This window comes from Franzmannia pantelleriensis (assembly GCF_900102875.1).
Classification (GTDB): domain Bacteria; phylum Pseudomonadota; class Gammaproteobacteria; order Pseudomonadales; family Halomonadaceae; genus Franzmannia; species Franzmannia pantelleriensis.
The window spans coordinates 49,047-72,722 of record NZ_FNGH01000004.1 but is presented as its reverse complement, the minus strand read 5'-3'; the positions used below and the strand labels follow the sequence as shown (position 1 = coordinate 72,722).

General features: G+C 62.4%; 22 protein-coding genes. 7 read left to right on the top strand and 15 right to left on the bottom strand.

Annotated elements, in window-relative coordinates; genetic code table 11:
- Window positions 1–53: 53 nt before the first annotated feature.
- Complete coding sequence (locus tag BLT16_RS06065) at window positions 54–758, top strand: TIGR04283 family arsenosugar biosynthesis glycosyltransferase (RefSeq protein ID WP_089657647.1); 705 nt, start codon at window positions 54–56, stop codon at window positions 756–758.
- Window positions 748–1,386, top strand: coding sequence for a TIGR04282 family arsenosugar biosynthesis glycosyltransferase (locus tag BLT16_RS06060; protein ID WP_089657646.1), 639 nt, complete (start codon window positions 748–750; stop codon window positions 1,384–1,386). The genes BLT16_RS06065 and BLT16_RS06060 overlap by 11 nt, the downstream gene beginning before the upstream one ends.
- A 121-nt stretch (window positions 1,387–1,507) precedes the next feature.
- Here BLT16_RS06060 and BLT16_RS06055 read toward each other — a convergent pair whose 3' ends face one another.
- Complete coding sequence (locus tag BLT16_RS06055) at window positions 1,508–1,876, bottom strand: hypothetical protein (RefSeq protein WP_089657645.1); 369 nt, start codon at window positions 1,874–1,876, stop codon at window positions 1,508–1,510.
- A 328-nt stretch (window positions 1,877–2,204) separates the two neighbouring features.
- Window positions 2,205–2,561, bottom strand: a complete 357-nt coding sequence (locus tag BLT16_RS06050) for a hypothetical protein (RefSeq protein WP_089657644.1) — start codon at window positions 2,559–2,561, stop codon at window positions 2,205–2,207.
- Window positions 2,562–2,810: 249 nt separating this feature from the next.
- Here BLT16_RS06050 and BLT16_RS06045 point away from each other — a divergent pair, with 249 nt between their 5' ends.
- Window positions 2,811–3,425 carry a sigma-70 family RNA polymerase sigma factor gene (locus tag BLT16_RS06045; protein WP_245701510.1) on the top strand — a complete coding sequence of 205 codons (615 nt, stop codon included), beginning with the start codon at window positions 2,811–2,813 and terminating at the stop codon, window positions 3,423–3,425.
- Window positions 3,422–3,658: a zf-HC2 domain-containing protein gene (locus tag BLT16_RS06040; RefSeq protein WP_245701508.1), complete on the top strand. Its 237-nt coding sequence runs from the start codon at window positions 3,422–3,424 to the stop codon at window positions 3,656–3,658. Before BLT16_RS06045 ends, BLT16_RS06040 begins: the two co-directional genes overlap by 4 nt.
- A gap of 14 nt (window positions 3,659–3,672) precedes the next feature.
- On the opposite strand, the gene BLT16_RS06035 is transcribed toward BLT16_RS06040, so the two are convergent.
- The 13 genes from BLT16_RS06035 to doeA form a co-directional block, all read right to left on the bottom strand.
- Window positions 3,673–4,137: a DUF302 domain-containing protein gene (locus BLT16_RS06035; RefSeq protein ID WP_245701506.1), complete on the bottom strand. Its 465-nt coding sequence runs from the start codon at window positions 4,135–4,137 to the stop codon at window positions 3,673–3,675.
- Window positions 4,138–4,877: 740 nt separating this feature from the next.
- A complete protein-coding gene (locus tag BLT16_RS06025) occupies window positions 4,878–5,930 on the bottom strand; it encodes a DUF3179 domain-containing protein (RefSeq protein WP_089657640.1) in 1,053 nt (350 codons plus the stop codon).
- On the bottom strand, window positions 5,931–6,245 hold the full coding sequence (locus BLT16_RS06020; RefSeq protein WP_089657639.1) for an EthD family reductase: 315 nt from the start codon (window positions 6,243–6,245) through the stop codon (window positions 5,931–5,933).
- A 293-nt stretch (window positions 6,246–6,538) separates the two neighbouring features.
- Window positions 6,539–7,207, bottom strand: coding sequence for a haloacid dehalogenase type II (locus BLT16_RS06015; protein ID WP_089657638.1), 669 nt, complete (start codon window positions 7,205–7,207; stop codon window positions 6,539–6,541).
- A gap of 421 nt (window positions 7,208–7,628) precedes the next feature.
- Window positions 7,629–9,032, bottom strand: coding sequence for an aspartate aminotransferase family protein (locus tag BLT16_RS06010; protein WP_089657637.1), 1,404 nt, complete (start codon window positions 9,030–9,032; stop codon window positions 7,629–7,631).
- 198 nt (window positions 9,033–9,230) lie between these two features.
- The gene (locus BLT16_RS06005) at window positions 9,231–10,712 is read right to left on the bottom strand and encodes an NAD-dependent succinate-semialdehyde dehydrogenase (RefSeq protein WP_089657636.1); all 1,482 of its coding nucleotides are present in this window, start codon (window positions 10,710–10,712) and stop codon (window positions 9,231–9,233) included.
- Between the two features lie 192 nt (window positions 10,713–10,904).
- Complete coding sequence (locus tag BLT16_RS06000; protein ID WP_089657635.1) at window positions 10,905–13,688, bottom strand: aminotransferase class I/II-fold pyridoxal phosphate-dependent enzyme; 2,784 nt, start codon at window positions 13,686–13,688, stop codon at window positions 10,905–10,907.
- Complete coding sequence (locus BLT16_RS05995) at window positions 13,681–14,709, bottom strand: C45 family autoproteolytic acyltransferase/hydrolase (protein WP_089657634.1); 1,029 nt, start codon at window positions 14,707–14,709, stop codon at window positions 13,681–13,683. The genes BLT16_RS06000 and BLT16_RS05995 overlap by 8 nt, the downstream gene beginning before the upstream one ends.
- Before the next feature lie 5 nt (window positions 14,710–14,714).
- Window positions 14,715–16,181, bottom strand: coding sequence for a biotin carboxylase (locus tag BLT16_RS05990; RefSeq protein ID WP_089657633.1), 1,467 nt, complete (start codon window positions 16,179–16,181; stop codon window positions 14,715–14,717).
- A 174-nt stretch (window positions 16,182–16,355) separates the two neighbouring features.
- Complete coding sequence (locus BLT16_RS05985; protein ID WP_089657632.1) at window positions 16,356–17,231, bottom strand: carbon-nitrogen hydrolase family protein; 876 nt, start codon at window positions 17,229–17,231, stop codon at window positions 16,356–16,358.
- A 197-nt stretch (window positions 17,232–17,428) separates the two neighbouring features.
- Entirely contained in the window at window positions 17,429–17,899 is a 471-nt protein-coding gene (locus BLT16_RS05980; RefSeq protein ID WP_089657631.1) for an Lrp/AsnC family transcriptional regulator, read from the bottom strand.
- A 27-nt stretch (window positions 17,900–17,926) separates the two neighbouring features.
- The gene (gene doeB, locus BLT16_RS05975; RefSeq protein ID WP_089657630.1) at window positions 17,927–18,940 is read right to left on the bottom strand and encodes a N(2)-acetyl-L-2,4-diaminobutanoate deacetylase DoeB; all 1,014 of its coding nucleotides are present in this window, start codon (window positions 18,938–18,940) and stop codon (window positions 17,927–17,929) included.
- A gap of 238 nt (window positions 18,941–19,178) precedes the next feature.
- Window positions 19,179–20,378, bottom strand: coding sequence for an ectoine hydrolase DoeA (gene doeA / locus BLT16_RS05970; RefSeq protein WP_089657629.1), 1,200 nt, complete (start codon window positions 20,376–20,378; stop codon window positions 19,179–19,181).
- 327 nt (window positions 20,379–20,705) lie between these two features.
- On the opposite strand from doeA, the gene BLT16_RS05965 reads away from it, so the two are divergent.
- The 3 genes from BLT16_RS05965 (at window position 20,706) to BLT16_RS05955 (ending at window position 23,647) form a co-directional block, all read left to right on the top strand.
- Window positions 20,706–21,632, top strand: coding sequence for a 2-hydroxyacid dehydrogenase (locus BLT16_RS05965; RefSeq protein WP_089657628.1), 927 nt, complete (start codon window positions 20,706–20,708; stop codon window positions 21,630–21,632).
- Between the two features lie 105 nt (window positions 21,633–21,737).
- Entirely contained in the window at window positions 21,738–22,298 is a 561-nt protein-coding gene (locus BLT16_RS05960; protein ID WP_245701504.1) for an isochorismatase family protein, read from the top strand.
- Window positions 22,295–23,647, top strand: a complete 1,353-nt coding sequence (locus BLT16_RS05955; RefSeq protein WP_089657626.1) for a nicotinate phosphoribosyltransferase — start codon at window positions 22,295–22,297, stop codon at window positions 23,645–23,647. Before BLT16_RS05960 ends, BLT16_RS05955 begins: the two co-directional genes overlap by 4 nt.
- The last annotated feature ends 29 nt before the right edge of the window (window positions 23,648–23,676 follow it).

Below are 23,676 nucleotides of genomic sequence, written 5' to 3'. Positions count from 1 at the left end.
CCAGGCGTGTAAGTATCTCTTGGTGGCAACGACTCGGTGTGATGACAAAGCCAATGCCCCATCCCGCCCCCGCATCGCCCTCCTCGTCCATTGGCCTGGTGATGCCTGTTCTCGATGAAGCTCGCAGACTTGACCGGCAGCTAGCGGATCTGGTGAAGCGGGATATCGACGAGATCGTCGTCGTAGATGGCGGCAGTCGAGATGAAACCCTGACGCTCGCCCGCCGCTGGAGCGTCAAGACCATCAGCAGTCCCCCGGGGCGTGCGCGCCAGCTAAACCTGGGGGCCGAGCATGTCACCGCCGACTGCCTGCTGTTCCTGCATGCGGATACACGCTTGCCCGACGATGCCACGACGAGCATTCGTGAAGCGCTCGCTGCAGGGCACTGCTGGGGCCGCTTCGATGTATGCATCGAGGGGCGCCACCCACTGCTTCCGATCATCGCCACCGCCATGAACTGGCGCTCAAGGCTCACCCATATCGCCACCGGCGACCAGGCAATCTTCATGACCCATGCTGCTTTCAATCGCATCGGCGGCTTTCCCGATCAGCCGCTGATGGAGGATGTCGAGATCTCCCGGCGGCTAAGGCGCCTCGCTCCTCCCGCTTGCCTGGCGGCTCGAGTGACGACCAGTGGGCGGCGCTGGGAACAGCATGGCGTCTGGCGCACCATGAGCCTGATGTGGCGGCTGCGCTACCGGTATTGGCGCGGTGAGTCGCCGGCAAGCCTGGCGCGGGAGTACCGCCATGCCCGCTGACTTCCCGCTGGCCATCCTCGCCAAGGCCCCCGTACCCGGCTTGGCCAAGACCCGGTTGATCCCTGCACTCGGTGCCAAAGGGGCAGCAATGCTCCACGAGCGCCTTTTACGTCACACCTTGAAGGTCGCGCTGGCCGCTACCGACGCCAAGTCCATCACGCTGTGGACAGCGCTCGATCACTGCCACCCCGTTTTCCAGGAGCTTGCCGATCATCATGGCATCATATTGCGCCCTCAACCCGAGGGGGATCTTGGGGGGCGCATCCATCGAGCGTTGCACGCCATGTCGCAACCGGGGCTGCTGATCGGAACGGATTGTCCCGTCATCACCCCAAGCCTGCTGGCACATTGTTATCTGGCGCTAGGTCGAGCAGACGTGGTGATGCTCCCCGCCGAAGACGGTGGCTACGGCTTGATCGGTGTCCGGCATTGCGATCCGCGACTGTTCGACGCTATCACCTGGGGCACAGACGCGGTGATGGAGGAGACACGCAAGCGAATCACCATACTCGGCTGGCAACTCTCCTGCCCGCAGACCGTGTGGGATATTGACCGTCCTGAGGATCTGCAGAGACTTTCGGTGGCCTATCCAGCCCTGGCACGAGAGGCCGACCATCAATCGGCGTAGGGGGTGACGGTAGCCTGCCCGCCTATTCCGCTCATAAAAATGCACGGACCACCCGACTGGATGGCCCGTGCGTTACATGATGTCCCGAGCACTGCACAGCTGCGCCGAGCCCAACTGCGGTTCAACCGGTTGTCCCCTGCCTTGGGCTACCAACCCGTGGGCCAGCATACTCGGACTTCTGATCGGGCGCCTGGCGCTGCTCGACCTCGACCCGCTCACGATGGATCCCCTCACGGGTGCCACCCAGTGCCGGGCTACCCACCTCGAAGGCCATGCTGTAAAACGTTGTCGCTGGCCCTTCGACTGCCTGGTCTTCTTCCACTTCTGTGCGGACACGATATTCGTGCATGCCTTCACGAGTTCCACCGAGCGCCGGACTACCCACCTCGAAGCGCACTTGCGTCGACTCGGCGGCGGCCGCCTGTGAGGCCATGCCCAGTGTAAAGATACTGGCAATGAGGGTCGTGGTGATGAGGGCTTTACGTTTCATGATGCTTCTCCTTTATCTAGCTTGATATTGTCAGGATCACGTATCGTGCATCCATATTGATTAGTAGAGAAACCGCCGGTTTTATTACACTGACTTCTCTAGAAAAATATTCTTCTTTTAACCATCTATAGTTCAAAATATTCCTTTTCCATCTGTAATGCTTCAGCATAAAATCCGACTCATCACATCGTTTATAAAGACACCACGACCATATGATGTATAAGCGGAGATGCTATCCGCCATACCATGCAAACGGGCCACCCGACTGGGTGGCCCGTGCGCTGCATATTACCCGCTGATAATCAGTCGTACTGAATCCAGCGGGAATTCAGCCGGTCGTGCCTTGTCTTGGGCTGCCAACCCGAGGACCGGCATATTCTAGCTGGTTGTTCTGCTCCGGCACCTCCTGGCCCTGCTCGACCTCGACCCGCTCGCGATGGACTCCTTCGCGGGTGCCTCCCAGTGCAGGGCTACCCACCTCGAAGGCAGTACGGTATACGGCTTGGTCACGCTGTGGCTCAGCGCTTACGTTGAACTCGTGGGTGCCTTCACGGGTACCACCCAGCGCCGGGCTACCTACCTCGAAGCGCACTTGCGTCGACTCGGCGGCGGCCGCCTGTGAGGCCATGCCCAATGTAAAGATGCTGGCAATGAGAGTCGCGGTGATGAGGGTTGTACGTTGCATTATGTTTCTCCTATAACTTCTTTGTCATGGTCAAAGCACATATCGTGTGTGCTTGATAATTAGTAGCGATGACCGCCATTTCATTACGCAGCTCTTAAAAAAAACGCATAAGGATTTTCAACAAGACTGGTGAAAAAAAATCTTGTTGAGCCTGTAATGTTTTGACATTTCCCACGACGAAGGGTGGATAGCCATTCGGAAATTAACCAGCTCGCCATTCCACCCCACCGACCATGGAGCATGCATGATATGAGTGACGAGACGTCTTCATCGAATGATACTGCTGTGGCTAATCCTACCACCCGTATGCAGCGGCTAGCGGCGGTCAGGCCAAGGCTATTGTCCTTTGCCCGGCTGCAACTGAGAGATAATGCTCTTGCCGAGGATGCGGTCCAGGATGCCCTGATGGCCGCCATAGAAAAAGATACCAGCTTCGCCGGGCGATCCGGTTATGAAACCTGGGTCTTCGGCATTCTCAAGTACAAGATCCTGGATCTCATGCGCTACCAAAAGCGGCAGGGTCGCTTACAACCTTTCGACGACGACAGCGATGACGACGCCATCGATCGGCAGTTTCAGCACAATGGGCGTTGGCAGGAAAATGCTCGTCCAGCCAGTTGGGGGGAACCTGATCAGGTCTTCGAGAACGAGAATTTCTGGCACGTATTCGATGCCTGCATGATCACCCTACCGGACAATACGGCGCGAGTGTTTTCGCTACGCGAACTGATGGGCCTCACTACCGAGGAGATCTGCAGGGAACTCGATATCAAGGAAAACAACTGCTGGGTAATTCTGCACCGCGCTCGACTGAAGCTACGGGATTGCTTGCAGCAGGGCTGGCTGAAAGAGGGTTTGGCATGATGATGATGTGTAAAGAAGCAACTCGGCTGATGTCACTCAAGCAGGACCGTCGATTGACGTTCCAAGAGCGGCTCTCATTGCGGCTCCACCTCGCAATGTGCGGCGCCTGCCGTGAGTGCGACAGGCAATTCTCCCTACTCAACCAGGCCGGCCAGCGTTTCGAAGCCGACCTCGGTAAACGTCTCGCCAATGACGAGTCAGACACGACTGCCCCCGACGACCGCCAAGGCTAGTCGTGAAGGTTCATTCACTCGCCAAGCGCTTGAGCTGCAATTTCCGTTAGTACGCCAGCGACGTTGTCCAGCGGCAACTCGCAGTCGTCGAGGCCGTGGCGATCAGATAGATAGTGTGGGTCATTCCACTCAATATGCACCTGATCGCCGTCCTGGCGAATCACCATCTTTTGCGGTAGATCCAGTGCCGCGCTGCCTTGGCACTGCATCATCGGCGTACCGACTTCAGGGTTGCCGAACAGGAATAAACGCGTGTCGGGTAGCTCGAGGTCGACATTGGCGGCGTTGGCGGCGTGGTCCACTGTCTCGACCAGGGTCAGGTCGCGCTCGTCCAGCGCCTCCCGCAGGCGTGCCTCCACATCGTCAATATTGACGTTACCGCTAAGCCGTTCGATGCCATACGAGGGGGCATCGGCCTGAGTAGGGCCACTGACCAGCAATCCGACAGCCAGTGCTGCGACCAGGGGCGTGAAATTCATGCTCATACGTCACCTCCGTTGTAGTGTGAGCCCGGCCAGGAAAGCGCGGACGGCTATTGTCTGATGGCCGCATAGGAGGGAGGTTCAATTCACCGAGCCACCGTCGGTCAAGCTCAGTAGATCTCTCAGTGTCTCTTGTTCTTCGTCGTCAAGCAGATCAGAGAGGGCTGTTGAGGCCATTACTCCCTACCTGACCAGCTGTTGTAAGCTGTGCCAGAGCCCGACTGACAGCAGTAACAGTGCTCCAGGGACAAGGTAAGGCGCCATCCCCGCCAACGCACCCGCAATGGGCAGACCCAACCAGATGAGTATCAAGGGCGCGCAGCACGCGCCACCTGCTAGCAGTGCCGGCGGAAGCGCCAGCCAGCTCGTACCTGCCCCTCTCAAGCGGCACTGCCGCGGCCTGGTTCTGAGCCACCAGCCGGCGGCGATGTTGAGTCCCATCAGCAGCCCCATAGTCATGGCCAGCAGGGTATTGAGCGGACTGAAGGTCCATACCACTCCGCCAATAGACACCAGCCCCACTGGCTCGAATTGAAACGCCCCCCGCTGCTCAAAGACTCTCTCCCAGGCCGGGAAGGTAGCATGCCAACCTCCCAGCCCCCCACCGGCCATATCGCCTGTCAACCATAGGTAAAGCAGAGTGTACGAGACCATAATCCCGCTGATTAGCAGAAGGGTGGCTGGATGAGAGATCATCTTGACTATCATCTTGATGAGCCGTTTCATGAATACCCCGTCTACTCATGGAGATACGTGTCAGGGTAGAAAGCCGCCCAGGCAAACCACATCGCTTCAAAACCGTTGACTGGCTCCAGCAAGTCGATACCTGGGCCCGTTACACCCTCGGCAGTAAAGTCGAGTTCTGCTGCGTTGACGCTGATTTCCTCGGGATTGCTGAAGGCCCACCCGGTATCGAGTCCAGGGTCATGAATGACGGTGTAGTGGGATTCCCCTAGCGCAACGTCAATGACACTCTCGCTGCGTAGAGCCTCCTGTGTAATGGCCAAAGCGCCGTCGCGGGTGCGCAGACCGAAAACAACCCTCTTGGGTGGAAACGTATCGTCACGTTGCATCACCGGAAAGAGGCGTCGGCTGTCGGGCGCATAATAGCCACTGATGGGGTTGTAGCTGCCATAGGGGTCACGACGGTAGTTACGTACGAAGCCAGTCTCTTCGGTTAACACTTCCGTCTCTGGGTGGCGTGCCTGCCAGGCACCCCAGGTGGTCCAGAACACGCGAAACTCCTCAAGCCCTTCATTGGCGAGAGGGCCATCGATAGCCACACCAAGAATCTGTGGCCACTCACTGTCAGTTGCACGGTCATACATTACCAAGTTGCTGTTAACCAGTTTACCCGAGACGCCGAATTGAGTCTCACCACGCTTGAAGCCAAGCGCGGTTCCTGTCAGTGGGCAGTAAGTGATACTGAGCGCGTCTCCGCCGAGCTCGTCATTGACGATTTCGTGCCAGACCAGGATGCGCTGAGGATAGGCTCTAGCCTGGCCACGATGGTAAACGCCGATGACCTTGTCATCGGCACTCAACGCTGCTTGGTTAGCGCTTTGAAAACGAGGACGATCGATGGAGGGGATACCATCCTTGCCCGGCCCTCCGGAACGTATAGCATCACGGAACTCCTCGACGGAATACGCCAACGGCACCTGCGGTGCCTGGCTAGGGGGAGCCCCATGGGCAGAAAGCGCCGGCGCAATTCCCACGGCAACCAGCAGCGTTACATAGCGCAGTGACTTTAGTGACATGCCGACCTCCTGACCGATTTCAAACTGCATTCAAGACATCTTTCGTTCCCATACCACATTGCCAACTTGAATGACCGGCTCCACGTCGGTAAAGCGGGGAATATCTTCGAAAAACGTGCTGCCTATTTCATCTATTGCCGACTCAAATGTTTCAAGCGATGCCATTCCAAGATGGGTCACGGCATGAAAGGGAGATGCCGTGTCACTGCCGGTGCTGAGGCAAATATAATTAAGTCCATATGGCTGCAGCAAATGCGATAGCAGAGAGGCGTGTTCCTTCAAGTAATAGGTGTAATCGAATCGCATGCCATTACTATTTGAGTACATCAAGAGCACATCAATCATCACAACCTTCCTTTCGACCCTGAATTCAAATAATAAGCGCAGCACCTGCGGTGGCGACGGCTATCCACCTAAGGTCCATGAGTCTTTGTCGAAGGAAGGCTACTTTCATTACACCGACAGGGGGCCAATCCTTTATGTCGATTCACAACTCCGGAGATTTTTATACCAATAGAAAACACCAGGCAAAGGGCGCGGCGCCCTGCGCACGAAGCGTATTCATATCCATTTAGTCGCGGCGGACAGCGGCGCCTTACAGAGGCGGCAACATGCTGGCGCTGATGGAGGGTGTCGAGCTAGTTGAAGCGCTCGGCCAGGCTCAGCAAATCACTCACCGTCATATCCGGCTCGCCGCCCCAGGGGTCGAACGGCGCCTCGCTGCCGCGTCTCACCCATACCGCATGCAGGCCGGCGTGGCCGGCGCCGATCACATCGAAGGCGTTGCTGGAGACCAGCCAGGTATCCGCGGCGCTGGCCTCGAGCCGGGTGCGCAGATGGGAGTAGACCGCGGGATCGGGCTTGAAGCGCTTGATCTCGTCGACGCTGACGATATCGCTGAAATACTGGTCGATACCGGCCTGGTGCAGCAGACCGTCCAGCGCTTCGCGGGTGCCGTTGGAGAAAGCCACGCAAGTGATGCCGCGGCGGCTCAGCTGCGCCAGCGCTTCGGGCACTTCGGCGAACGCCGGCAGCCGGCCGTAGGCCGCCATCAGGTGTTCCTTGGCGGTATCCGAGAGGTGGGTGCCCAGCGCACGGTCGGTGTACTCGAGTGCCTCCTGGGTACATACCGAGAAATCGGCATAGGCACCCATCAAGCTGCGGCGAAAGCTGTACTCGAGCTGCTTGTCACGCCAGCGGCGTGAGAATTCTGCAGCGCCGTCGCCGAGCGTCGTCTCCAGTTCTGCGATAACGCCGTGAGTGTCGATCAGGGTGCCGTAGACGTCGAAGGCCAGTAGTGTTGCCATGCGGTGCATCTCCTTGCCAACCGGTAGGGAGTGGATGCTGTCAGCTTGGCTCAGCGCTGCCACTCGCTCAACTCGCTAGCGCATAAAACGCAGCGCCCCCGCCCTTGGTGAGGGCGGGGGCGCACGTCACGCCGGAGGCGTGGCTTAGGGATCACTGAACAAATCTCCGAACGAGATGAAGCGGCTAGGTTCGTTCCCGACGAACCAACGCACTTCCCACATCCCTGTAGGTCGCAAAGCGCACGAAGCACAGTACCGAGCGAAGCGACAAACATCCGGAGGATGGCCCCGAAGGGGTGAGAAACCGGAGGTTTCGAGTCAACCGGAGCATATGGGGTATAGGTGAGGATCCGCCGGTCCGACGCTTCGGCACCGCGTAACGCAGTGATTCGCTCGTGTAGGCATTTGTGCAGTGTTTCCCTTACTTGAGGTCTTCGTTATTGGCCAGGTCGTCCAGCACCCGGTCCACGGCGCGCCGGGCGCGGGCGACGATCTCGTCGACCTCGTCACGAGTCGTGGTCAGCGGCGGTGCAAAGCCGAGGATATCGCCCTGGGGCATGGCGCGGGCGATCAGGTTCTCATCCATGGCCGCCATGGCGATGCGCGGGCCAACCTTGAGACCGGGGTCGAACTGGGTGCGCTTGGCCGGATCCGGCGAGAATTCCAGCGCCGCCAGCATGCCCACGCCACGCACGTTGCCGACGATGGAGTGATCGCCGAACGCCTTGGCCATGGCCTGCTGCAGGTAGGCGCCGGTTTCGGCGGCGTTCTGGGTCAGCCCTTCGCGCTCGATGATCTCGAGGTTGGCGAGGCCGGCGGCACAGCCCAGGGCGTGGCCGGAGTAGGTCCAGCCGTGGCCGATGGGGCCGAACTCGCCGGTGCCCTGCTCCAGCACCTGCCACACGCGGTCGCCGACGATCACCCCGGAGAGCGGCTGGTAGGCGCTGGTCAGGCCCTTGGCGACGGTGATCAGGTCGGGCTTGATGCCATAGAAGTGGCTGCCGAAGTCGGTACCGATGCGCCCGAAGCCGCACACCACCTCGTCGGCGATCAGCAGCACGTCATACTTGGCCAGCACCGCCTGGATCGCCTCCCAGTAGCCTTCCGGCGGCGGCACGATACCGCCGGTGCCGAGCACCGGCTCGCCGATAAAGGCCGCCACCGTGTCCGGCCCCTCGGCGAGGATCATCTCCTCCAGCTTCTGGGCGCAGAACTGCGAGAACTCGCGCTCGCTCATGCCTGCCTGCTCAGCGCTGCGGTGGTAGTAGTACGGCGCCTCGGTGTGGCGAATGGTCTCGATGGGCAGGTCGAAGTGGTCGTGGAACGCCTTGAGCCCGGTCAGCGAGCCGGAGGCGATGCCCGAGCCGTGGTAGCCACGCATCCGCGAGATGACTTTCTTCTTCTCGGGGCGGCCCAGCACGTTGTTGTAGTAGCGCACGATCTTGAGCTGGGTTTCGTTGGCGTCACTGCCGGACATGCCGTAGTAGACCTTGGACATGCCAGGGCCGGCCAGTTCGAGAATCTTCTCGGAGAGCTGGATCTGCGGCTCGTTGGAGTGACCGACGTAGGTGTGGTAGTAGGACAGTTCGAGGGCCTGACGGTAGATCGCCTCGGCCACTTCGGTACGCCCGTAGCCGATATTGACGCAGTAGAGCCCGGCGAAGCCGTCGATGAACTCGCGGCCGTCCTTGTCGACGATATGAATGCCCTTGCCGCCGCTGATCACCCGGCCCGGTGCGTCGCCGTGGGCGAAGTCGCGCAGGTGGGTGGAGGCGTGGAAGGTGACCTTGCGGTCGCGGTCGATCAATTCCTTGTGCAGGCTCATGGCGTTCTCTCTTCTCTCAGGGCTCCCCGGGTCCCGCCGGGGAGGATGTTCATATCAATTGATGGCAACCACTAATCTTGAGAGCTCTGCGAGCGAAGGCCAGACAAGGCGGATCTTGATGAGAACAGCGGAGTTTACGTTCTGTAAATGAGCATGTTCGAATAAAGATCCAACGCAGTATGGCCGAGCGCAGCAAGCTCAACTACCGGAAACCGAGCCCAGGGCGCCCAGGCAGTAATACTTGGTTTCCAGATACTCATCGATACCGGTGATGCCGCCCTCACGGCCGAGGCCCGACTGTTTGACGCCGCCGAACGGCACCGGCGGGCCGGTCATCTTAACCGAGTTGACGCTGACCATGCCGAACTCCAGCGCCCGCAGCAGCTTCCAGATGCGGCGGATATCGTGGGTGTAGACGTAGGCGGCCAGGCCGTACTCGGTGTCGTTGGCCATCTCGATGACCTGGTCGTCGTCGGCGTAGGCGGTAATGCCTGCCACCGGCGCGAAGTTCTCCTCGCGCCACACCTGCATCTGCGGCGTGACCCCGGTGAGCAGCACCGGCATGAAGAAATTGGGCCCCGGCGCCTGGTTCTGGTCGCCGGCGACTAGGGTCGCACCGCGGGAGAGCGCGTCATCGACGATGCTGGCCGCCTTGTCCACCGCCTGGCGATGAATCAGCGGGCCGAGGTCGATCTCGCTCTCCAGGCCGTTACCCACGGTCAGTGCCGCCATGCGCTCGGCAAAGTGCTCGACAAAGGCATCGTGGATCGACTCGTGCACCAGGATACGGTTGGCCGCCAGGCAGTCCTGACCGGCGGTCTGGAACTTGGCCGCCACCGCGGCCAGCGCCGCCTCCTTGGGGTCCATATCGGGGCCGACGATAAAGGGCGCGTTGCCCCCCAGCTCCAGCGATACGCGCTTCACGGTGCCGGCGCACTGCTCGAGGAGCAGTCGACCGACCCGGGTCGAGCCGGTGAACGACAGCGCCTTGACGCGCTCCTCGGCGCACAGGATGCGCGACACCTCGGGCGGGTCGCCGAGCACCACGTTGAAGACCCCGGCGGGGATCCCGGCGCGCTCGGCGAGCTCGGCCAGCGCCAGCGCCGTGAACGGCGTCTCATTGGCCGGCTTGACGATCACCGTGCAGCCGGCGGCCAGCGCCGCCGCGGCCTTGCGGGTGATCATCGCCAGCGGGAAGTTCCACGGCGTGATCAGCGCGGCAATGCCCACCGGCTCCTTGAGGGTGCCGAGCGCGGCGTTGGGAATATGGCTGGGAATGGTCTCGCCGAAGGTGCGTTTGCCCTCCTCGGCGAACCAGCGTACGAAGCTGGCGCCGTACTCCACTTCGCCGCGGGCATCCGGCATCGGCTTGCCCTGCTCCAGGGTCATGATGGTCGCCAGGTCCTCGCGGTGCGCCTGAAGCAGGTCGTACCAGGCCAGCAGCCGCTCGCAGCGCTCGTCGGCACGCAGTGCGCGCCATTGCACGAAGGCCGTCTCGGCGGCATCCACCGCACCGCGGATCTGCTCGGCCTCGAGAAGCGGGATATGCCCCAGCACCTCGCCGGTGGCCGGGTCGGTCACCGCCTCGTCGCGGCCACCGTCACCGTAGGTCCACTTGCTATCGATATAGGCATGCTGACGAAACAGGCGTGGATCTTCGAGCTTGATGGACTGGGTCATGGGACACCTCCCCCTGTCGCGCCGGCGCGCTCTGGCTGCGCATCCGGCATTGGCAAAACGTGGCGCGAGCGGCCGGGGCCGCTCGCTGTATGCCCACAGGATAACGCTGGAGCGGCGGCGAGACTTTTCGTTCGCCGCCGCGGGGGAGTGTGGTTTTTTTTGTCTCAGCCCGGCTAACGCCAGAATTTTCTGTCAGTCGGCGCCCTGTTCGGTGGCTTCGAGGGCCTCCTCGGTGAATACGATCAAGCCCAGCTCGGGGCGATAGCCGTGGATCTCCTTGACGTCGAGGGCCTGCAGGAAGCGCAGGATCTCGGCGCTGATCACCTGCCCCGGTACCAGCACCGGAAAGCCCGGCGGGTAGGGAATCACGAAGCTCGCCGAGACCACGTCGCGGCCGGCCTGCATCTCGGCCTGCAGCGCGCCGTTGTCGAAGCGCAGGTACTCGGTGTTCTCCTCGTCGTAGCTAAGGAAGTAGGCGCGGCGGATGTCCCCCTCGGGGCTTTCGGTCAGTGGCCGGAAGGCGTCGTGGAAGCGGCTGAAGTCGGGCAGCGGCGGCAGATCCTGGGTCAGCGACTTGATCTGGTGCTCGATGATCTTGCGCTCGGGGCGGCTGCTGTCCTCCCAGCGCCGGTCGAAGGACTTGGCCAGCTTGATCAGCACGTCGAGCAGGTAGGCAATGGAGCCACGGGTGGTACCGATATTGGTCATGAACAGCACGGTGTTGCGCGAGGTCTTGTTGATCTGGATGCCGAACTTGTTCATCAGGTATTCATTCTTGAACGCATCGCCATCGATCCCGGTCTTGCCGATCGCCATGGTAATGCGGCTGGGGTCGACCACGAACTCATCGTGGGCCCAGGCCTCCTCCATCTTGTTCCAGCCGGTGCTGGGGTCGTAGAAGGTATCGACGCCGGACTGGCGGTACTCCAGCGGGATCATGTCGCTGTTCTTGAGCACCTCGAAGTACTTCAGCAGCAGCGGGTTGGTATACAGCTGCTCGCGCAGCGACAGCGCAGCCTCGACCTGGGCGTGCACCAGCTCGAACCCCTCCATCTCAGCCTGCATCCGCCCCACGTCCAGGGAGGCCACGATCTGATAGTTGGGCGAGGTCGAGGTATGGGTCATATAGGCCTCGTGGAACGGCCCCTCGACCTTGTGCCGGAAGTCCTGGTCGTGGACATGAATCATCGAGCCCTGGCGCAGCGAGGTCAGCGTCTTGTGGGTCGAGTGGGTGGCATAGGCGCGCACCCTTACCAAGTCGGGATCGGGCAGCAGCCGCTGCTCGAGCCAGGTGGCATCGTCATCCGGGTCGCACTGGTCGAACTCGGCCTTCCAGGCGGCGTACTCTTCGCGGTAGGCGTCGCTGCGATAGCGGTCGAGCAGGGTGCGCGCCGCGTGCATGGCGGTACGCGGCCGGTAGGTGGGGTTGAAGGTGGCGAAAGCGAACCACGCCTCGTCCCACAGGAACACCAGGTCGGGCTTGATCGCCAGGCACTCTTCCATCACCCGGCGCACGTTGTAGACCACGCCATCGAAGGTGCAGTTGGTCAGCAGCAGCATCTTGACCTTGTGCAGCTGGCCGGAGCGCTTGAGCGCCAGCAGCGTCTTCTTGATCTCCTTGAGCGGTACTGCGCCGTACATCGAGTAGTCATTGAGCGGATAGGAGTCGAGGTAGGCGACGTGGGCGCCGGCCAGCACCATGCCGTAGTGGTGCGACTTGTGGCAGTCGCGGTCGATCAGCACGATGTCGCGGGGCTTGACCAGCGCCTGGACCACGATCTTGTTGGCGGTAGAGGTGCCATTGGTGACGAAGAAGCTCTGCCGCGAGCCGAAGGCCCGGGCGGCATACTCCTGGGCCTTCTTGATCGGCCCGTAGGGCTGCAGCAGCGAGTCGAGCCCCCCGGAGGTCGCCGAGGTCTCGGCGAGGAAGATATTGATGCCGTAGAAGTCGATCATGTGCCCCGCCCAGTGCGAGCGGGTCACCGACTTGCCGCGCGAAATGGGCATGGCGTGGAAGACCCCAGTGGGCTTCTTGCTGTACTCGCGCAGGGCATCGAAGAACGGCGTACGGTAGCGGTCATCGATGGCACGCAGGATGGTGTGATGCTGCTCGATGTAGTCGGTCTCGCGATAGAAGATCCGGTTGAAGTGGCGGATATCCTGGCTGGCGGTGGCCTCGACGTCGCCGCTGGTGACCAGGAACTGGTCGATCTCCGGACGGATCTCGCGAATCATCGAGCTGAGCAGGATGCTGCGCTCGGCTTCGGACTTGCTCTCCAGCTCTATCTCCGAGAGCCCCTCCAGGTAGTTTCTCAAGGCGCTGAGGTTGTACTTCGACTTGTAAGGAAACTCGTAGCGGATCAGGCAGGCCTGGATGTTGGGGTTGACCAGGATTGCGATCAACGCGTCCTCGAAGCTACGCACCGTCACCACATCATAGACGAAGCGGTCCTCGGGACGGCGCAGGTTGTGGAAGGCCTCGCGCACCACCTCCTCTTCCTGGGTCGACATGGCATCGACGATCAGCAGCTCGAAATAGGGCTGCGATGAGCTATTGGAGGCCGGGTGGCCGCGGCGCAGCTGGGCCAACGCATCCAATGCCTCGAGGTCCTCGGCGTCGGCATCGGTCTCGCTGAGATCGACGTGGCGGCGGCGGTAGGACTCGCTGATCAGCGCCCGCACCAGGCGCTTGACCACTTTCTCGAGCAGCGCGTACTCCTCGCGGTCGAACAGCGACCAGAGGTGACGAAAATCCTCCTTGGAGGGAAAGGCGTGATAGTCCTCGATGATCTCCAGGCGGGTCAGCTTGACGTCGACCGCCTTGACCAGATTGCGCGCCTGGGCCTCGTCGCGCAGCCGCACCAGTTTGCCCAGGTCGCGTTTGAGAGCATTCCAGGTGTCGGCGCGCAGCTGCGAGATCTTGTGATAGAAGCCCAGCGCCGTGTACGGCGTATCCGACTCGGTCATCTCACTCATGATGGTGTCCCGTCCTGTTGCTCTCAGCCGTGCTCGTCGCCCGGCTGCCATAGTGGATCGTCAACTGCTGCTCTCTCGGCTCGGCAAACGACATCGTCAGGCTGGCGCCGGGCCAGAAGAAGCTGGCACGCCCCTCCTTCGGGTGGTAGACAGCAGTGTAAATAGTGCCCAAGCCGCGTCGGTAGTCACGGCGAAACAGCGGTGGCGCGAAAAAGGCCGACACCAAGCGCTGCTCGGTAGTGGCTTCGTCGGCGACCAGGATCGATAGCTGGCGCTCACGAATCAGCGTCTCCGAGGCCAGCGCATGGGCATACCACTCGATCTTCTTCTGGTGGTTGGTGGCCACCGGCACGCGGCGTATCGAGGCCGGACGATCCGGCGAGATCATCGCCGTGACATAGCGGCCGCGGGCGTCGCTGACGGTGATGTTGTAGGCCATGTGCGTGGGTACCCTGGCCAACACCTCAACCGCCTCGGGGGTGGTGGTACAGAACTCGAGGATATAGCGCAGGATGATCGGCGCACCGAAGCCGTCGCCGACCGTGGTGCGACCGCCGAAGGCCAGCGACACCGTCAGGCCCTGCTCGTTGATGCCGTCGAGCACGCCCCACAAGCAGTCGCTCATGGCGATCACCCGGCGACCGTTCCAGCAGCTGCTGAGGATGGTGCCCTCGCACAGCTCCGGCGGGTAGTCGTAGTTGCGCACCAGCAGGTTGGCATGGGCGTTGGCTAACACCGCCTGGGAGCAGCCGGTGATGTAGGCCGGCGGGCGATACAGGCTCAGCATCCGCGCAGCCAGATCCCCACCGCCAGCCAGCTCGCACAGCCGCTCGTAGGTCGGCAACAGTTCCGGCATGTGCCGGCTCAACGCGTTATAGCAGGCCAGGTAGCCGGGCCGCTCACGCTCTGATTCCGACAGATACCAGCCCTCATAAGCCGGCCAGTGGAGCTCGAACAGCGCCTGCCACTTGGCACCGGGCTGCGCTTCCGCAACGCTGCGAAATTCCAGCTGCTTGTTCATGGCACCTACAGAATTTTGAAGTTACCGCCGCCGATGGCATGACTGACGGCGACCTCTTCGACCACAGGATCCTGCAGCGCCTGGCCAGCAAACTGGCCGCGAATGGCCTCGATCCAGGCCTTGGCGCGCTCGTTGAGCTGGAAATCATCGTCCATCAGCCGGCCTCGGGTGATCAGAATGCCCAGGTCGGCGCCCTCGTAGCGGAAGTCACCGACGCCGCTGATGCGCACGAAGAAGGCCTCCTGTTCGCTCTCTGCGGCATGCGGGTGATAGCTGTAGTGGTCGTAATCGATACTGCCGTCGGCGGCCATCTTCCACACCCCGGACTGGGGCGCCTGGGTGAGCAGGTCAATGCTCTCGTCAGTGTGCTTGATGACCAGTTGGCTCCAGCTGTCGATGCTGTCGGGATGCGCCCAGCGCTCGTTGATCTCGGCAATGTCGATATCGAAGTCGACGTCAGAGAACTCCAGTAGATGAAACAGGAACAGCGGTACGTCAGAGTGGGCGAAAGCCGCGACGTTGGTCAGCGAGCTGGCGCCGGTGACGCGCGGGTTGAGCTCACCGAGGTAGACCTCCTCGGTGTCCATGTCGATCAGGAAATCGAGCTCGAAGTAGCCGCGATAGCCCTCCTCACGCAGCGCCTCACCGAACTTGAAGGTGTAGTCGCGGGCCTTGTCGCGAACGTCCTGGCTGAAGGCGCCGGCAAACATCTCGTTGCCACACCAGCCGCCCTTGTAGGGGGTCAGGGTCTTGAAGCCCACCAGCTCGGTCATCAACGGGCCGACCACGGTGCCGCAGCGTGTGGTACAGGCTTCAATGGCCGAGCCGCGGCAGTTGATACGCTTCATGATCTTGACCTCGGGCTCGGCCTCGATCTCCTCGGCATACTTGTAATACTCATCCTCGTTGGAGACGAAGAAGGTGGTGTGCCCGGAATCCCCGTAGGCGGACTGGATCACCAGATCCTGGGTGCCCAGCTCGGCGCTGACCTCCTGCAGATGCGCATAGCTGTCGACCTTGGCAAGGACGTTGGGCACGCTGGGCACGCCCACCTTGTTGCCGATGCGCACGGTCTCGATCTTGTTGTCCATGCGCGAGCGCAGCGCCGCCGGTGGAAACGCCACCTTGAGACCGAGCTGCTCGCACACCTCCTCGGTGTGCTCGTCGAACATCAGAAAGGTCGCGGTACCCTCACCGCCGCGCGACTTGAGGAAGTCGATGACCTCCTTGTGCTCGAGCAGGTAGTTGTTGATGTCCTCGATGCTTTCGAAGTCGCGGGGAAACTTCTGCTTGGGCACGAAGACATTCTTCTGACGCCCGTCGAAGCAGTCGATGTAGTTGATATGGCGAAAGTTGCCCACCCAATCGCCGATGCCGAGCAGATTGAAGTTGGTCGCCGAAATGAAGTAGATCGGCGTCTTGTTGTTGTGAAAATAGCGGCGAACATCGGAAATGCTTGTGATCTTGTTCATTTCTCTTGCTCCTTGGGGAGGATGCTCCCTGTGCGTGGGCGACTCGGCCGCGGCCGACGGCGAGTCCTGGCGGCCGCCCCCCTGAGCGGACAGCCGCATAAACAGTTGGCGCAGCTGGCGAATCATTCTTATCAGCATCGAGTGGCTCTCCCTGCTGCAGCGCCAGCGGCGCAATCAGATATCGTGATGGCCGTTGTCAGGCCGACGTGGCTTGACCAGTGGCCCTAGCGTATCGAGGAACGGCGCTGGCGCGTTCTCGCTGCGATAGACGCCGAAGTCGACGCTGCGGTCGCGAAAGCTCTTGAGCGGCTGGCCGAGCCCACGCAGGCCCACCTCGCGCTCGCGGCGCACCCGGTTGAGATCGATCTCCAGCGGGATGATCTCCTCACCGATACCGGCCTGGTGAATCACGTCGCCGGCCGGGCCGACCACGATGGAGCGACCATTGCCCATGGCACCCGCGCCGTTGATATCGAAGAAATAGCACTGGTTGATCGCCGCATTGGTGCGCGCGATGGAGAGCTCGATATCGCGGTCGATGGTATCGGTCATGGTCGGATGCAGGATCACCTCGGCGCCCATCGCGGCCAGGGTGCGGGTGGTTTCGGGGAACCACATGTCGTAGCAGATCGAGACCCCGAAGCGTCCCACCTGGGGCACATCGAAGACCACGAATTCAGTACCCCCCTCGACACCCTCCTCGAAGGGGCGGAACGGGAACATCTTGCGAAAACGGGCTACCACTTGCCCCTGGGGGTTGATCACGCTGAGGGTGTTGTAGATCTTGTCGCCTTCGCGCTCGAACATCGAGCCGGGAATCAGCCAGATGCGATGCTCCTCGGCAAGCTGACAGAACATCGCCTCCATGTTGCTGGGCATCGGCTCGGCGGTATGAGTAGAAGCGCCGGTGGCTACCAGCTCGCTGAACAGCACCATCTGCACGTTGGGAAAACGCCCCATCAGCAAGTTGATGCGGTGGCGCATGGCATCGGTATTGTCACCGTGGTGAAGGGCATGCAGCTGTACCCCGGCAATCGTGAAATAGGACATGCAGTTCCTCTCGAATGGCGAACGCCCGGTAAAAAATGACATCGTTGGGGCTTGGCCCCTGCAAGGCGGAATCGCCACAGCTCGCGTACCTGAATCAGCTTATGCCAAATTCAACGGGCGTGTAACCAACGTTAACCACTTGACGTCGGGGCGAGGCTGGGCTTTACCTACAGGCGACATCGGACATCGCCGCCGGTTTAGCGGCTATCCACTTGAATCGGTGGGGCTTGTTGCTTGACCGTCTTGGTGACGATATAGGTGAAATAGCGCTCGATGCCGATATCCGAGACCAGCCAGGCGTCAATCAGGCGTTGATAGGCATCGATGGAATCGGCTTCGACCTTGAGCAGATAGTCGACGCCGCCCCCCACTGCCACGCATTCGGTGACCTCGGGGGTGGCGTGAACCAGCGCTTCGAAGCGCTGAAAACTCTCGGCACTGTGCTGCTTGAGTTCGACCTGCACCCACACCGGCGTGCGCTTGACCAGCACCCCTGAGTTGATGCGCGCCACATAGCCCTCGATGACCCCGGCCTTCTCGAGGCGGCGCACCCGCTCCCAGCAGGGGCTGACCGAGAGATTAATGGCCTCGGCCAGCTTCGACTTGGTGATACGGCCATCGCGGGCCAGAATCTCGAGGATTTTCAGATCGTAGCGATCGAGCTTCATGCGCCTTCCAGGGTGGAGTTGAGTACTTCAGCCGAGCGAGTCGACGATATCGGCGATTACCGCAATGGTATCACCCATGTTGACCAGCGACGGATGGCGGCGCGCCGCCAGCACACCGCTGCGACTGGCGTGATACTCCACCGGGGCACTGCCGCTGCGGGTCATGTCGTAGACCCGCGCCACCACCTCGCCCTTCTCGACCGGCTCGCCCAGTGCAAAACAGAGCTCCAGCACGCCGGAGTGCTCGCTCTGTACGTAGCAGCTGGCGTCGGGCATATCCAGGTAGACCTGCGGCTCGGCAGGCATTTCTATCTCGCCGGCCAGCAGGCCGTAGTGGATCAGAAAGTTGCGCACGCCGCGCTCGGTGATGGCCATGCTCTCAGGGGTGGAGGTGCCACCACCGCCGAGCTCGGTGGCGACGAATATCTTGCCCTGGCTCTCGACGGCAGTGTCGAACAACGCCGCGGCGTCGAGCTCGAACATCATCATCGCGTAGGGCGCACCGAAGGCCTTGGCGCCTTCCAGGGCACGCCGCTGCTGCTCGGGGTCATCGAGCACGTGAGAGGCGCCGAAGGGGATGATATCCAGGGTGCGCCCGCCGGAGTGCAGATCGAGTACTACGTCACACAGTGGTGTGATCACTCGGGTGAAATAGTCGGCGATCTTTTCGGTGACGCTGCCGTCGGGGTCGCCGGGGAAACTGCGGTTGAGGTTACCGCCGTCGAGCCCCGAGGTTCGCTTGCCGGCCATCACCGCCGGGGTGTTCATGCACGGCACGATGATCACCCGACCCGACACGTCTTCGGCGCGCAAGCTGCTGGATAGCTTGAGCAGCGAGGTGATGCCCTCGTACTCGTCGCCGTGGTTGCCACCGGTAAGCAGCGCGGTGGGGCCGTCGCCGTTCTTGACCACGGTGACGGGGATCATTACCGCCCCCCAGGCAGAGTCGTCCACGGAGATCGGCAGCTTGAGGAAACCGTGCTGGACGCCGTCGGCGTCGAAGTCGACGGTGGCACTTATCGGGCTAGGGCGCTTGGACATAGGTACTCTCCTTGTGCTTGTACGGGTTGCTGCGTTGCAATTCTCGAGGCTGCTCCTGCGGCAACTCCCAGCGCTCGGAGCTGATCAGACGGGACGCCTACATCGCCCGGGCCTTTTCTGGCGGCAAGCCTATGAGGAGGCGCTGTAAATACATCCCTGTACGCTACTTATGCCTTCCCTGGCAAAAACCTCCTCTTCGGCTTGCCCCCAGCGCCCCTTCGTTGGTGGTGTATCGACATCAGCGCACGAATAGCTGGCGCGGGAAATCGGCCAGGGTCTCGCAGCCGGTTTCGGTAATCAGGATGCTCTCGGTGATCTCCAGCCCCCACTCGTCCTCCCACAGGCCGGGCATGAAGTGGAAGGTCATGCCCGGCTGCAGGATGGTCTCGTCCGAGGGACGCAGACTCATGGTGCGCTCGCCCCAGTCCGGCGGGTAGGAGATGCCGATCGGGTAGCCGCAGCGCGCGCCGCCGCGGTCGAAGCCGTACTTATCCATGGCCGCGCCCAGCGCCATGGCGATATCCGCAGTGCGATTACCGGGCTTGGCCACCGCCAGGCCGTTATCAATGCCCTCGAGCAGCGCCGACTCGGCGCGTACGAAGTCCCTGGGCGGCTTGCCGAGAAACACCGTGCGCGACAGCGGCGCATGGTAGCGCTTGAACACCCCAGCGATCTCGAAAAAGGTGCCTTCACCCTCGCGGAACGGCGTATCGTCCCAGGTCAGGTGCGGCGCGGCCGCGTCCTTGCCGGTGGGCAGCATCGGCACGATGGCGGGATAGTCGCCGCCGTACACCTTACCGTGCTCGTCGACCCAGCCTTCGATGCCAACGCGGTAGATCTCCGAGACCAGCTTGCTCTTCGGCAACCCCGGCTCGATCACCTCGAGAATGCGCGAGTGCATGCCCTCGACGATCTTGCCCGCCACCCGCATATAGGCAATTTCCTGGGGCGACTTGATCGCCCGGCACCAGTTGACCAGCGCATTGGCATCCATGAAACGTGCATGGGGCAGTTCACGCAGCAGACTCTGGTACGCCTTGGCCGAGAAGTAGTAGTTGTCCATTTCCATGCCCACCACGCCCTGGTGCCATCCGCGGTCAGGCATGATCGACTGGGCCAGGTAGTCCATGGGGTGCATGTCCGGATTCTGCACATAGTAATCCGGGTAGTAGGTGATGTTGGACGGGTCGATCCAGCAGGTGCGTAGCGCACCGTTGGCGTCCATGCGCCGCCCGTACCAGACCGGCTCGCCTTCCAGTCCCAGCAGCACGCACTGGTGGACATAGAACGACCAGCCGTCGTAGCCGGTGAGCCAGGCCATGTTGGAGGGGTCGCTGATGATCAGCACATCGATGCCACGATTGGCCATCTCCGCACGCACCTTCCATACGCGGCTGGCATACTCTTCACGAGTGAAAGGCAGGGTTACCTGAGTCATGTGGCCACTCGCCATTACCGAAAATCACCAAAACCGGCACTTTTCACGCGGAAAAGACCGAGCCTGAGCATTGACCTGCTTGCGCTACCTGCGTCGGACCGCTGTTCGAGCACTGTTGGCAAGACAACCGGTGACCGCGGCGAGGGCTCCCTGCCGGCGGGCACGATATCGGAGGGGGTTACGCCCCATCAACATCCTGGCGACGATACTAGCACCATCGCCAAGCCCGCCGTCAAAGGCTTTATTGACCGAACCGGCGCGGCGACTTTACTCCATGCACCGACCCGGCCGATGATGCCTGTCAGACACCGTGACTCAGGAGACATCATGCGCATTCTGGTACACATCGACGATGCCGCCGGCTGGCAGGCCGCCCTCCAGCAACGACTCCCCAACGCCGAGGTCTTCACCAGCGATCAGACGGTCGAGAATATCGACTACCTGGCGGTATGGAAGCCGCCCGCCGAACTGCTGGAACGCCACGCCGGAGCCCGTGGCATCATCAACCTCGGTGCCGGGGTCGACGCCCTGCTCAGTAACCCCGGATTGCCAGCGAATACGCCAATCGTCAAGCTGCGCGACGCCGGCATGGGCGAGCTGATCGCCGACTACTGCCTCTACGGCCTGCTGCACGTGCAGCGCGACTTCGACCGCTACCGCGACCAGCAGGCTCGCGCCGAGTGGCGAGAGCACCAGGTAATCGACAAAAGCGACTGGCCGGTGGGCGTGCTGGGGCTGGGCGCCATTGGTCGCCACGTCGCCGGGCGCATCGCCACGGCGGGCTTTCCCGTCCACGGCTGGAGCAGGTCGCCCAAGACCCTCGACGGCATCAGTTGCCATCACGGCGAAGAGGGCCTCTATGACCTTCTCGGCCAGGTGAGCACGCTGGTCACCCTGCTGCCCAACACCCCCGAGACCCACCACCTGATCAACGCCGAGACGCTGGCTGCCCTGCCCGACGGCGCCAGCCTGATCAATCCCGGCCGCGGCACCCTGATCGATGAGACCTCGCTGCTCGAGGCGCTTGGCGACGGTGAGCGCGAAGGCCGCCTGCGCAGCGCTCTGCTCGACGCCTTCCCCAGCGAGCCGCTGCCCAGCGACAGCCCGCTGTGGCAACACCCGCGGCTGTTGATCACCCCCCACATGGCGGGCCCAACGCCGCTGGGTGCGGCCCTGGACCAGGTGGTCGAGACGCTCGAGGCCTGGGACGCAGGCAACGAGGTGCCGACTATCGATCGCGACGCGGGCTACTGAACTGCACCTGGGCCTACTCCTGTGCGGCCTAGGCTTCACCATCGCGACGTGGAAGACTAGGCTGCAAGCTACCACTCACTGATCGTGGCGAGGTAGGCGATGACCATGCACATCGATTACGGCCCCAACGACGCCCTGCTGGTGGTCGACATGCAGAATGACTTCTGTGAAGGCGGCGCCCTCGCCGTGGCCGGCGGTCGCAGCCTGCTGCCAGGCATCAACGCCGAGATCGCCGCCGCCGATGCAGCCGGCGCTATGGTGGTCGCGTCCCGCGACTGGCACCCGGTCGACCACGCAAGCTTTTCCCATCGCGGCGGCACCTGGCCGCCCCACTGCGTTCAGGATACCCACGGCGCCGCCTTTCACCCTGACCTGGCACTGCCCGGCGAGGCGATTCGCGTCAGCAAGGCCACCGCCTTCGACGTTGATGCCTACTCGGCCTTCGATGCCACTGGCCTGGCCGGCTACCTGAATGAACGAGGCATCACCCGAGTGGTGATCTGCGGCCTGGCGCTGGACGTCTGCGTTCGCGCGACGGCCCTCGATGCCCGTCGCGCCGGCTTCGCCACCCTGCTGCTGGCGCCGCTGAGCGCCGCGGTCGAGCCAGACCAGGCCGAGGCCTGTTTGGCCGAACTCGAGCACGCCGGGGTCGAGGTACGCCGATGAGCGATGCCCCGTCGCTGCAGGTTGCCGACGATGATCTGGCGCTGCTGACCGACCTCTACCAACTGACCATGCTGCAGGCCTACTGGAAGGAGGGCTTGGGCGCGCGTGCCACCTTCAGCCTCTACTTCCGCAAGCTGCCCGACAGTCGCCGTTTCATGCTCGCCTGTGGCCAGCAGCATGCCGCCGACGTGGCCAGCCGGCTACGCTTCCGCGCGCACCACCTCGAGCAGCTGGCCAAGGCCGGTCCGTTCGAGGACGCGTTCCTCGACTGGCTCGGCGAGTGGCGCTTCAGCGGCGATATCTGGGCGTTGCCTGAAGGCACCCCGGTGTTCCCCAATCAGCCGCTGATGGAGGTGGACGCACCGATCGCCGAGGCCCAGCTGCTCGAGAGCCTGATCATGAACCTGGTGCAGCTCGAGACCCTGCTGGCGTCGAAGGCGGTTCGCCTGGTGCTAGCCGCCGACGGTCGCCCAGTGGTCGACTTCGGGATGCGCCGCATGCACGGCGTCGATGCCGCCGTGCGCGGAGTACGCGCCTATCGCAGCGCCGGCCTGGCCGGTACCAGTAACGTGCTCGGCGGGCTGCGCCACGACCTGCCGCTGCGCGGCACCATGGCGCACAGCTATATCCTCGCCCACGACAGCGAGCGCGAGGCGTTTCGCGCCTTCCTGCGCCACTACCCCGGCACTACCCTGCTGGTGGATACCTACGACACCCTGGACGGCGTGCGCGACCTGATCGCGCTGCTGGACGCCGAACCCGAGCTGCGCCTGGGCGCCATCCGTCTCGACTCAGGCGACCTGGGCGCGCTGGCCAAGGCCTCGCGTCGCCTGCTCGACGACGCCGGTCACACCCAGGTCAAGATCGTCGCCAGCAGCGGCCTCGACGAACACCAGATCGCCGCGCTGGTGGCGGAAGCGGCGCCCATCGACGTATTCGGCGTCGGTACCCAGTTGGGGGTCTCCGCCGACGCCCCGGTCATCGATCTCTCCTATAAGCTGGTCGAATACGCTGGGACGCCTCGCGCCAAGCGTGCACCGGGCAAGCTCAACCTGCCCGGCCGCAAGCAGGTCTACCGACGCTACGATGACGCCGGGCAGCTGGCAGGCGACACCCTCGCCCTGCGCGACGAAACGCCGCCGCCCGGCATGCCCCTGCTGGCACCGCTGGTCGAGCGCGGATGCCTCGATGCCAGACAGATGGCCCTCGCCGAGCAGGCACCACAGCGGGTCGCCGAGACGCTGCCGCGGCTGCCGATATCATTGAGCAGGCTGGAGAACGGCGAATCCGGCTATCCCCTGACGCTCGCCCCCGAACTGGCGCGTCTGGCCGAACGCTATCGCCACTGAGCCCAACATCGCGCAAACATTGCGCAACC